Genomic DNA, 10,935 nt, shown 5'->3' on the forward strand with positions numbered 1-10,935 from the left:
CTCGGGTCAGAGGTCGATCTCGATCACGCCATCCGGTTGCGCGGCGCGGCTTTGGCACAAAATGATAGCGCTCTCGCGTTGTTTGTTGGACAGGACGAAATCGCGATGTTCGATTTCGCCCGAAACAACCCTGCATTTGCAGACGCCGCAGATGCCATCGGCGCATTTCACATCCACGTGAATGCCCGCCTCGTTCAGCACCTGTGCGGCGTCCTTGTCTTCCGGTACGGTCAGTTCCTGGCCGGATTTCGCCAGCTTCAAGGTGAATGGGAAGTTTTCGTACTCCGGTTGCTCGGGGGCCGAGAAATACTCCAGATGCCGCGCCTCATTCGGGAAGCCCTGCCGCGCGGCCGCATGCATAACGCCGTCCATGAAGCGATCTGGACCGCAGGTATAGACGTGCCAGCCGTCCTGATAGCCTGACAGGACCGCATCCAGATCAGCTCGCGTGCCTTCATCCGAGAAATGGTAATGAACGTGATCTGCCCACGGCATCGCGGCCAGGTCATGCAGATACCCGGCCCCGGCGCGGGTGCTGGCCGAGTAGTGCAGCGCGAACGGTTTGCCCAGCGCATGCAGACGATGGGCAAAGGCGATCATTGGGGTGATGCCTATCCCTCCGCCCATCAGGAAGGTTTTTGTCGCGGTCTCATCCAGCTCGAAATGATTGATCGGTTTCGAGATGAAAACCTTGCGGCCTTCGTTGAAGATGCGATGCAGCAGAGCCGAACCACCGCGTCCCTCATCCTCACGCAAGACACCGATCTGATAGCTCGCCCGATCCGAGGGGTCACCGGACATCGAATACTGGCGCAGGAACTCGGGCGCGACCAAAACGTCCAGATGCGCGCCCGCTGTCCATTCGGGTAAAGGAGAGCCGTCCAGCGTCGAGAATTCGTACTTGGTCACATCGGCCGTCATCTTGTCGACCTTGGTCAATTCGACCCGCATGACCGGCGCATCGCCTGCGATCTCATAACGATGGACAACCGACATGTCGCCCGCCGCCTTTCTTGCCTTGTATTCCTCGGCGCTGACCATCGCCTCATATGCGGCAATCCCGGCCTCGCGGTCCATGGCAAAGGGATAGGGCCACGGATGCGGGGCCAGAAAGGCAGGGTAAACGGCCAGCGTCTGATCTTCGTATTTCAGATCCAGATCAGGCTGCAGATCGCGCCGGTTCAGCGGATGCACCGAGGGGCGGTAGGCTCCATCCGACTGCAGCTCGATATCCCACCACCACTTTTTGACATCGTTCAGACCACCATTGCCCACCGCGTCATCCAATTTCGCCAATGCGGGGGCGGCCTGAGGGATATTCATTGCCGCCCAACGGAAGGGGCGTTCTTTGAAAATCCCTTCGAGGTTCCACGGGCAGGTCTTCATGCAGCGCCCGCACATCGCCCCCCCAGGCGTTGTTACGCGGTAGGTCGCGCATTTCTGGCTGTCGGATTTCCAGATTTCATAGCCGTTGAACATCAGCTTTGGCCCGGCGGTGATCGCGCCCGACGGGCATTCGCGGGCGCATTTGTTGCAGCTTTCGCAAAAACTCTGCAGGCCGAAATCAATCGGCTTGTCATGCACCATCGGCATATCAGTTGTCACCGCCCCGGATTTCAGACGCGGACCGAGATAGGGGTTCAGGATGACCTCACCGATCCGGCTGACCTCGCCCAACCCCGACAACAGCAATAGCGGAGGTTGCAGCACCTCCCCATCCATCACAGTATGGGCCTTGGCCTTGTAGCCGAGGTTGCGGATCTGCTGCGCGATCACGCCACCCAGCAGTGAAAACCGTAGATAGGCGCGCATGGATTGCGCAACGCTGATCCAATCATCACCGCTTGCGCCCTCCATCGTCTCATAGCCCTGATCGATGATCATGCTGACGGCCTGATCATGGGGCGGCGTGATCTCTTCCCCCGTCGCATCATGGGAATACCACGCCCAGTCCGGGCAACGGCTGAGGCCGACCGCATCGACCCCAAGGAAGTAACTGGCGGCCTTGATATTGGCGGCATTGCGCTGGGCATCTGTCGGAGGTGAAACCTTTGCACTTTCGCCATTCTGCAAAAGAACAAACGCGCCCAGCGCCCGGCGTTGTGCGAAACTGGGGGCCGATTTGCGCACGTAGTATCCGCCCTTGGCCGCGTCCTGCAGGTGTTTGCCCATATCGCCGAACTGCGCCCGCGCGAACATGTCGGCGCGCTTGGGAACGCGCGCGACGTTGGCCTCATCAATATAAGTGGTGGGCGTCTCGACCCGCTTGAGCCGCTCAAAGGGATGCGCCCCATCCATATAGCGACGTTTGGCATAGGCGTCGCGGTTCAGAGCGTTCTTGGCGAACCCGGTTCCTAGCCACCACGCAGGACCTTGAGTCCGGAACCACGGCTGTTGTTCCATCGGTTGCAGCGGCTGATCGTGGGCAATCTCCATCTCGGTCGTGACAGCGGCCAGACCAAAACGGCGGCCCAACCATGGGGCAACAAGCGTGCCGTCTTCGACCGAGGCCAAACCCGCCGCGACCGCCAGCCTGCCCAGATCCACCTCGGTCGACATCGCCGTATGCGCCCGCGCATCGAACCCCAACAACCTGATGTAGTTGGCGATCACAACGGCATTCTCGGTCGCCAGCAGGCAGGCCCGGTGGTCCTGCGCATCCATGATCCACTCAGACCCCGGCTCGTCCGGGTTCGGATCGCGGTTGTGTTCATAGAGGAACACCAGAGCATGACGATGCGAGACCATCGGACGCGGCGCGGCCTCCATGCTTTCCTTAAGATCAGCCATGATGACATCGATCCCCGAGGCCAGTGTTTTGGTCTGGCGGGTTTTCAACGCATGGGCCAGACGGTCGATATCAGGGTTGCGGCGCGGCTGGTCCAACAGCGCCTCGGGCGGCAGCGGCCCGCAGCCCATCATCGAGGCATCGTTGAAATAGCCAAACGCCTTGAGGTGATCTGCACGCGCCTGCGGGTCCTGCGGGATGTCCGAGGCGACAGGGTTCACCAGCCCATCCCGGATCGTGTCCAGCATAGCCTGAAACTCGCCCATCGCATTCACGATGCTCTCGGGCCGGTCTGGCCGGTGAAAGCTAAGCTCGGGCATCGGGGGCAGTTGGGACAGGTCGGGCATCGCCTTCTGACGCGCCAGACGCTCCAACGGGTACGACCCCATGTGAACCGGTCGGTTCTTGTCCGAGAAAAAGCGAAGTCCCATATGCGTGCCCCTTGTTTGCGCCTGACCTAGCGCCCTCTCGACAGCAAAACCATTCATACTTAATCATAGATTGTATGAGCAAAATCGATTTCACTGATCTGGACGGCAAGGTCCTGCGCATCTTTCTGACGATACTCGAGGAAAGCTCGGTCTCGAAAGCGGCGGATCGGCTGGGGGTCACACAGTCGGCAATCAGCCACACATTGGCCAAGCTACGGCAGGTGCTCGGCGATCCGCTATTCGTACGATCTGGCCAGGGCCTGACACCGACCGAACGCGCGCTGGCCTTGCAAGAGCCGGTCCGCAACGTGCTGGATGGTATGCGCGCGCTGACGGATGAACGCCCCTTTGATCCCCTGTCAGAGCAGATGGAAATCCGCATCGCCACCAACGACATGCCGCGAGAGCTGATCTTTCCCGACCTTCTAAGCGCGACCCGTGCCGAGGGTATTAAGCTGCAGTTGGAATTCATCTCATCCGGCGTACCGGGGCCGGACCTGCTGCACAGCGACCGGTGCCAGCTGATGCTGACGCCGCTGCCTCCGGACGGGCCGGACATCTTTCAAAAGCGGCTGATCACAAGCCCGTTGATGGTGTTTTTTGACCGATGCCAACGCTCCGCGCCCGAGACGTGGGAGGCCTACTGTCAGAGTGAGCATGTCGAGGTTCGCTTTCCCGACGGCCGGAATGCGCGCGCGGTGATGCGCGGTGTGGATCAAAGCCAGATCCGTCCGCCAACCGTCGTACTGCCGCATTTCAACGCCATCCCGTCTTTCATCGCGGGCAGCCCGCTGATTTCCACCGACACGGCGCTGATGAAAAACGGACCGCTGGCCGCGCTGGATTGCGCGCCCTTGCCGTTCGACTGCGAGCCTGTCTCGATCTACATGGTCTGGCACCAACGCTCAGCCAATGACCCGGCCCATCGCTGGTTGCGCGGCCGGATCGAAACCATCGCCAGCACTATTCAGGCCAAGACCTGAAGCAGAGCCTAGCCTGTCGCCAGAGCCCTTTGATCCTCACGCCCCATGGCCACCAGAATCGGCGAGTCCTCTTGCCGCGCAGCGAATGAGACCTTGTCGGTCATGCCGCTCCACCCCGCCATGGTCAGAGACTGCGCCACCGCACCACCAAGCGTCGCTCCCGGCCCCGTCACGATGAACAGGTCCGGTGCGAACTCTCGCGCGGCAGTTTGAATGGCGTAGGTGAAATCGTAGGGCTCGGTCACCTGATGGCCCAGCGTATAATCCCACAGCGCCTCGGTATCGGTGGCGCCCGGCCACCAGATCTTGCCGCGCCCGTCGATCATCGGGTGTCGGGGTTGGCCGAACAGCTCGGCCTTCAGCCGTGCCCGACCTTCGGCAGCAATCAGAGCCTGCAGAGAAGTATGGAACGCCGCATGGTTCGGCAGCCGCATGGGAAAACGGTCCTGAACGGTTGGATGAGACGCCTCGAACGCGGCCAGACCAGCCTCATTCCCGGCCAGCACCAGCATACCGCCCAGATCAATCGACAGCGCCAGATCCTGCCCCTCGACCGCGTTGATGTCAGAGACGTCCTGCAACAGCGCCTGCTTCTGGTTCGCGCTGTCGACCCAGCTGTCATCGGTGAAGGGGTAGACCAACTGCCCACCGATCAGATGGTCCTGCATCGAGGTGCCCATGCTGTTCACCACGCGGAACCCGTTCTCAGCGCTCAGCGCGCCAGCGGCGGCCAGCGCGATATACCAACCCATCGAGTTGCCGGTCACGGCCACCACCTCGATATCATCGGCCAGCGACTGCACATCCGCCAGCGCGGCGGCGTAGATCAGGGGCGAGGCCACATCGCCGCGCGAATAGGTACTGACCGCAAAGCGCGCGGCCCCGTCCAGAGCGGTTACCCCCTCTTGCCCGGCCTCGGCCCGCATGGCGTCAAAGCGCTGGAACATCGACATCTTGTCCGCATGGTAGCGGCGCAGATAGCCCAGCTCGGGCTTGTTATAGGTGCCCCGACCGGGGCAGATCACGACAGCTGTTCGGGTCATTTCTGCCCTCCAGTCAGGGTCAAGGCCGCAGCAACGATACCGTCCTTGGACGGCAGGGGCGCGGCATAGGCCGGGCCGGTCGCAATAAAACAATCCTCAGCCACAACGCGGGCGACCCGCGTCTGGGCGCTTTCTTCGCGGAAGAGTGTCATCAGCCCCTCGGATTGGCTGCCTGTGCGGCGGCATTCATCCACGATCAGGACGTGTTTGCAGTCCTTGGTCGCCTTCAGCAGCGCCTCGGCCGGCAATGGGGCCAGCCAGCGTAAATCGACGATACGAGCGTTCACCCCGGCCGCCTGCAACTCAGGCAACGCCTGACGCGACAGGTAGTGGCCGTTGCCGTAGGTCACGATGGCCAGATCGGTGCCGCCGCCATGGATGCCAACCTCGCCCAGCGCAATCCGCCGGTCGGGCGAGGGGTAGGTCGTCATCCAACCCCCGTCCTGCGCCGCACTCAGATCCCGCATGGGATAGAGCGCGATCGGTTCAAGGAATACAACGACCCTCTGCTCTTCCCGTGCCAGCCGCACGCATTCACGCAGCATCTGCGCCGCGTCTTCCCCGGTCGAGGGGCAGGCAATGATCACACCCGGAATGTCGCGCAAAACGGCCAGAGAGTTATCGTTGTGGAAATGCCCTCCAAAGCCTTTCTGATACCCAAGCCCAGCAATTCGCAGAACCATCGGGTTGGTGAATTGCCCGTTCGAGAAGAAGGGTAAGGTGGCGGCTTCACCGCGGATCTGATCCTCGGCATTGTGCAGATAGGCGAGGAACTGGATTTCGGGAATTGGCACAAACCCGTTGTGGCCCATGCCGATGGCGAGGCCGAGGATCGACTGCTCGTCCAACAGAGTGTCGATCACACGGTCCTGACCGAACCGCTGCTGCAGTTTCTGCGTCACGCCGTAGACCCCACCCTTGCGGCCGACATCTTCACCCATGCAGACAATCTCGCCATGTTCCAGCATCAGATCGGTCAGCGCCCAGTTGATCAGGCGGCTCATGGGCTGCGGGTCGGACATCGCGCGCATGTCGCCCCCGAACGCCTTTGTCCGCGCATCCGAGCTGGGGCCGTTCGTCGGCTTGCAGGTGCGTTTGGGTGGGATCAGGCTGGCCATGACATCCTGCGCGGTCGACAAATGCGGGCGCGTGGCAGCCTCGGCGGCCACACGGTCCGTACGGGCGCAGCTGTCCTGGTAGATTTTCAGCGCCTCTTCCGGAGCCAGCGCCCCCGCCTGATCCAACAGCCGAACGGAATGGAGAAGCGGATCATTTGCCTCATCCGCCTCAACCTCGGATTTGCTGAGATATGTGGTTGGGACATCCGCCCCCGCATGGCCATAGAGGCGTACGGTCCGCAGGTGCAGGAAGGCGGGCTTGCGGCGCGTGCGGACATAATGCGCGGCTTCCAGAGCCACGGCGTAGGTCTCATAGATGTCCAGCCCATTGGCCTGAAAATACTTGATGCCTGGGCGATGCGCCATCGACGCCTCGATCCAGCCTTTGGGTGTTTTCACCGAAATTCCGATGCCATTGTCCTCGCATACGAACAGCAAGGGCAGTGGCGTGGATTGCACACTGGTCCAACCCGCCGTGTTGATCGCCCCTTGAGCGGTCGAATGGTTGGCCGAGGCGTCCCCGAACGAACACATGGCGATGCCATCCTCGGGCAACACCCGATGCTCGGGGTCATGCCGCCGCGCTGCCCCCAACGCATAGGCCGCGCCGACCGCCTTGGGCAGGTGGCTGGCAATGGTCGAGGTCTGAGGCGGGATCATCAGAGCCTTGGAGCCAAGCACCTTATGACGCCCACCCGAGGTCGGGTCCTCTTTCGAGCACGCAAAGCTCAGCAGCATATCCCAGGCGATCTGTTGGCCTGGAACCTGTTCAGCCCGAGCGATCTGAAACGCCGCATCACGGTAGTGCAAAAAGGCGATATCCGTCGGGCGCAAGGCGTGGGCCACGGCAGCCATGCCCTCATGACCCGATGAGCCGATGGTATAGAACCCCTGCCCCGCCTTCTGCATCGCCCGGCTGGTGCGATCCAGCGCCCGGCTGAGGACTTGTGAGCGGTAAAGTGACACCGCATCTGCATGGCTCAGCCCGCCGACCGGAGGCGCACCTTCGGGAAAATCCCTGTTTGCCACGCGGGACAAGAAATTCTCATGGACGATCTGCGCGCGATCCATAGCTCGGCCTTTTCAAATGGTGCGGGGCTGTCCGCGTGTCTTGTTTACGAACGGCGCGGGCGCGCGCGTCACAGGCCAGTATATCCGGCTGGTGTCCGCAAAAAGCCAGTGATAATCAAACCCAAAGGTATGAGGAAATGTAATATGATCGCGCCCCGCCGCTTTCTTCCGTCGATTTCATCCCTGCTCGCGCTTGAGGCTGTGGACAGGTTGGGCAGCGCCTCGGCTGCGGCCGAGGAGCTATCACTGACCCAAAGCGCCATCAGCCGCCAACTGAAAACGATGGAGGAGCAGTTGGGCATCGAACTGATCCAGCGCACCCAGATGCGGCTGCACCTGACCCCAGCCGCGCAAGAATATGTCCAGACGGCCCGCACGGCCCTGCATCAACTGGCACAAGCGTCGCTGAAGCTGAAAGCCAACCCAACCGGAGGGTCCCTCAACCTGTCCATCCTGCCAGCTTTCGGGATGCACTGGCTGGCCCCGCGCCTTCAGGACTTCGCCCGCAATCACCCTGAGGTGACAGTCAACCTAAACACAAGGCTGCGACCCTTCGACTTCGAGACCGAAGCCTTCGACGCAGGTTTTCACTTTGGTCGCCAGAATTGGAGCGGCGTGAACTACCTAAAGATCATGACAGAGTATGTCGTGCCCGTCTGCGCGCCTGACATTCTGCCCGACCAGAGTGATGAAATCGACTGGCTGGAGCAGGCGCCCCTTTTGCACATGGAAACGCGCCCCGACGGATGGGAGCGCTGGTTTGCTGCTCAGGGTCATCCGGTTAGCGGGTCGCGCGGGATGCTGTTCGATCAGTTTTCCACGATGATACAGGCCACGATCCATGGGTTAGGAGTTGGCCTGTTTCCCAGCTATCTCGTCGAAGAGCACCTCAAAACCGGCCGCCTTGCCTTGGCGTGGGATGGGCCGGAGGTCAGTTTGGGCGCGTACTATCTGGTATGGCCCAAGAACAGGATTGAGTCCGAACCGTTGAAGTCATTTCGAGCATGGCTCGAAGGGCAGCTGAACCCGGAGATCACCTAGAGTTCTGAACAGGCCGCCACCCGAAAAACTGCGCGGCCTATGGCCTTGCGTCCTGCGGACGGCAGGGGGCCGGGCAGGCGCGGGCTGCGCCCGCGCCTGCCCGGCCCAACGGAAGGAGATGTTCCGAAAGGAACTTCGATGACGGGCGGGAGGGCCTCAGACGTCAATCGAACGCGCGATGAGTTCCTTCATGACCTCATTGGTGCCGCCATAGATCATCTGCACGCGGGCATCGGCGTAAAGGCGGGCGATCGGGTATTCCATCATAAAGCCATAGCCGCCAAAAAGCTGCAGGCATTCATGCATGATCTCGTTCTGGACCTCAGACCCCCAGTATTTGACCATGGATGCGGTGGCGGCATCCAACTCACCCGCCTCCAGTTTGCCAATGCAATCATTCACGAAACTACGCAGCACTTCCGCCTTGGTTTTGCACTCGGCCAGTTTGAACCGCGTGTTTTGGAAATCCATGACGCGCTGACCAAAGGCCTTGCGCTCCTGCACGTATTTCACTGTCTCAGAGATGGCGAAATCAATCGCGCCCAGTGCCATGATGCCGATGGTCAAACGCTCCCACGGAAGCTGTTTCATCAACTGGTAGAACCCCTGCCCCTCATCCGGGCCGAGCAGATTGGTCATCGGCACTTTGACATCTTCAAAAAACAACTCGGCGGTGTCATTGCCCTTCATACCCAGCTTCTTGAGGTTGCGCCCGCGCCGGAAACCCTCGGCCCCGTCCGTCTCAACCACAATCAGAGATACCCCCTTGGCACCCAAGGTCTTGTCCGTCTTGGCGGCAACGATGATCAGATCGGCGCTCTGACCGTTGGTAATGAAGATCTTAGACCCGTTCAGGCGGTAGGAATTGCCGTCCTTTTCAGCCGAGGTCCGCACCGCCTGCACATCCGAGCCTGTGCCCGGCTCGGTCATGGCCAAAGCCCCTACCATCTCGCCCGAGGCCAGCTTGGGCAACCAACGCTGTTTTTGGTCTTCGCTGCCATAGGCCGTGATGTAGTGCGTCACGATTGACTGGATCCCATATCCCCATCCGGCGTCCCCACGCGCCGTCTGTTCGTACAGAGTGACCGAGTCAAACCCCATGTCCCCGCCGACGCCGCCATATTCTTCCGGGATCGCACCCGCCATCAGACCGGTTTCCCCGGCTTTGTGCCAGAATGCACGGTCTACGATGCCATTCGCGGCCCAGGTTTCCGCGTTGGGGACCAGTTCATCATCCAGAAACCGCCCTGCCATTTCGGCAAACATCCGGTGTTCGTCAGTGACCCAGGCTGCGGTCGAGGTAAAAAGCGACATTTGGTATTCTCCGATCAGGTGTTGCCTGAAAGGCTATCGCGGCGCCGTAAATAGGCCAATCCACGTAACGCCGCGTTCCGTCAATGCAACGCAGCGTTCTTTCGGGTCAGCTCAGCATCCAGCAGCAATTGCGCCGCAACCTTGGCGTCTTCGGCCGGATTACCGTTCTTCAACAAAACCGCCGAAACGATCGCGCCCTCTTGCAGCAAAACAATCTGACGGGCCAGAAGCTCTGGCGCATGTGCGCCGGATTGGCGCGCCAACGAGGTCAGGTGTTCCAACATAACCCGTTTATGTTCTGCTGCCTGCACATGGATTGGATGGCTGGCGTCCTGATACTCGGCCGCGGCCTTTAGGAACATGCATCCGCGAAAGTCGTCCTCTTCGAACCACTCTTTAAAAGCGTCGAAAGTGGCAATCAGTTGCCCGGCTGGCGTGTCTGCAATCTGCTCAACCCGTCGCAGGATCCGATTGCGGAAACTTTCATCCCGTAGGCGCAGAACGGCCAGGATCAGATCTTCTTTGGTGCGGAAGTGTTTGTACATCGAGGTTTTGGACACACCGGTTTCCACAACTAGCTTGTCCATGCCGGTCGCGTGGAACCCGTCTCGGTAGAAGACCTCCATCGCCTTGCGCACCAGTTCATCGCGTTTGTTAGGACGCATCAGAAAGCACCTGAGTGTACCGGCCTGTACATTTTTTCCCACTTCCATTGCGGTTTCTTCACGTCACTGCACGTCGTGAACCCAAAGCATCACAACGACTTCACTTTTTTGCAACGTGAACTCTTGCAAATCATAGCCAGTGAGAACACTTTTTAAAGGGTTACCGATCAGTACACCCAAGGATCTGACGATGAAACGCCACTCCAGCTTTGTTGCCCCGCGATATGTGCCGATCATTTTGGTGCTCGCTTTGCTGACTGCGGCGGTTGCTATGTGAAAAGGCGGTAATATGATACGCTCAGCTTTGCAGATCGCCTCGGCGTTGATCATCGGATCTGCCTTTTTGTTCCTTGTTGTGCTGTTTGGCTTCTTTGCCTCACCCAATGCGGTGCGGTCGGCCCCCGAGAGCCCCAATGCCCAAACCTTGCTTGAAAGCCTATTTCGGCGCGAGGGCCGCTAAAAACCAAGCAACACCTCTTGA

8 protein-coding genes are annotated in these 10,935 nt (G+C 60.3%); 2 read left to right on the top strand and 6 right to left on the bottom strand.

Going from position 1 to position 10,935, the window contains the following annotated elements:
* Positions 1–6 precede the first annotated feature (6 nt).
* Positions 7–3,219: a reductive dehalogenase gene (locus ACOERD_RS25345; protein WP_419740896.1), complete on the bottom strand. Its 3,213-nt coding sequence runs from the start codon at positions 3,217–3,219 to the stop codon at positions 7–9.
* Positions 3,220–3,293: 74 nt separating this feature from the next.
* Here ACOERD_RS25345 and ACOERD_RS25350 point away from each other — a divergent pair, with 74 nt between their 5' ends.
* Positions 3,294–4,202, top strand: coding sequence for a LysR family transcriptional regulator (locus ACOERD_RS25350; protein WP_419740897.1), 909 nt, complete (start codon positions 3,294–3,296; stop codon positions 4,200–4,202).
* Between the two features lie 8 nt (positions 4,203–4,210).
* Here the strand turns inward: ACOERD_RS25350 and ACOERD_RS25355 are convergent, their stop codons facing one another.
* Complete coding sequence (locus ACOERD_RS25355; protein WP_419740898.1) at positions 4,211–5,245, bottom strand: ACP S-malonyltransferase; 1,035 nt, start codon at positions 5,243–5,245, stop codon at positions 4,211–4,213.
* Positions 5,242–7,434 carry a dehydrogenase E1 component subunit alpha/beta gene (locus tag ACOERD_RS25360; protein WP_419740899.1) on the bottom strand — a complete coding sequence of 731 codons (2,193 nt, stop codon included), beginning with the start codon at positions 7,432–7,434 and terminating at the stop codon, positions 5,242–5,244. The genes ACOERD_RS25355 and ACOERD_RS25360 overlap by 4 nt, the downstream gene beginning before the upstream one ends.
* Positions 7,435–7,578: 144 nt before the next feature.
* Between ACOERD_RS25360 and ACOERD_RS25365 the strand changes: the two genes are divergently transcribed.
* Positions 7,579–8,475 (top strand): LysR substrate-binding domain-containing protein, encoded by an 897-nt coding sequence (locus tag ACOERD_RS25365; protein WP_419740900.1) that lies wholly within the window; start codon positions 7,579–7,581, stop codon positions 8,473–8,475.
* A 156-nt stretch (positions 8,476–8,631) separates the two neighbouring features.
* Here the strand turns inward: ACOERD_RS25365 and ACOERD_RS25370 are convergent, their stop codons facing one another.
* The 3 genes from ACOERD_RS25370 to ACOERD_RS25380 all read right to left on the bottom strand — a co-directional run bounded on the left by ACOERD_RS25370 (position 8,632) and on the right by ACOERD_RS25380 (position 10,784).
* The gene (locus tag ACOERD_RS25370) at positions 8,632–9,789 is read right to left on the bottom strand and encodes an acyl-CoA dehydrogenase family protein (protein WP_419740901.1); all 1,158 of its coding nucleotides are present in this window, start codon (positions 9,787–9,789) and stop codon (positions 8,632–8,634) included.
* An 80-nt stretch (positions 9,790–9,869) separates the two neighbouring features.
* The gene (locus ACOERD_RS25375) at positions 9,870–10,454 is read right to left on the bottom strand and encodes a TetR family transcriptional regulator (RefSeq protein ID WP_170681416.1); all 585 of its coding nucleotides are present in this window, start codon (positions 10,452–10,454) and stop codon (positions 9,870–9,872) included.
* Positions 10,455–10,517: 63 nt separating this feature from the next.
* Positions 10,518–10,784 (bottom strand): hypothetical protein, encoded by a 267-nt coding sequence (locus ACOERD_RS25380; protein ID WP_419740902.1) that lies wholly within the window; start codon positions 10,782–10,784, stop codon positions 10,518–10,520.
* Positions 10,785–10,935 lie beyond the last annotated feature (151 nt).

Origin of the sequence: Ruegeria sp., assembly GCF_965199275.1 — a bacterium.
Lineage (GTDB): Bacteria > Pseudomonadota > Alphaproteobacteria > Rhodobacterales > Rhodobacteraceae > Ruegeria.

Coding starts and splice junctions, on each gene's coding strand:
- ACOERD_RS25345 (WP_419740896.1), bottom strand. CDS start 3,219: ATGGGACTTCGCTTTTTCTCGGACAAGAACCGACCGGTTCACATGGGG.
- ACOERD_RS25350 (WP_419740897.1), top strand. CDS start 3,294: ATGAGCAAAATCGATTTCACTGATCTGGACGGCAAGGTCCTGCGCATC.
- ACOERD_RS25355 (WP_419740898.1), bottom strand. CDS start 5,245: ATGACCCGAACAGCTGTCGTGATCTGCCCCGGTCGGGGCACCTATAAC.
- ACOERD_RS25360 (WP_419740899.1), bottom strand. CDS start 7,434: ATGGATCGCGCGCAGATCGTCCATGAGAATTTCTTGTCCCGCGTGGCA.
- ACOERD_RS25365 (WP_419740900.1), top strand. CDS start 7,579: ATGATCGCGCCCCGCCGCTTTCTTCCGTCGATTTCATCCCTGCTCGCG.
- ACOERD_RS25370 (WP_419740901.1), bottom strand. CDS start 9,789: ATGTCGCTTTTTACCTCGACCGCAGCCTGGGTCACTGACGAACACCGG.
- ACOERD_RS25375 (WP_170681416.1), bottom strand. CDS start 10,454: ATGCGTCCTAACAAACGCGATGAACTGGTGCGCAAGGCGATGGAGGTC.
- ACOERD_RS25380 (WP_419740902.1), bottom strand. CDS start 10,784: ATGATCAACGCCGAGGCGATCTGCAAAGCTGAGCGTATCATATTACCG.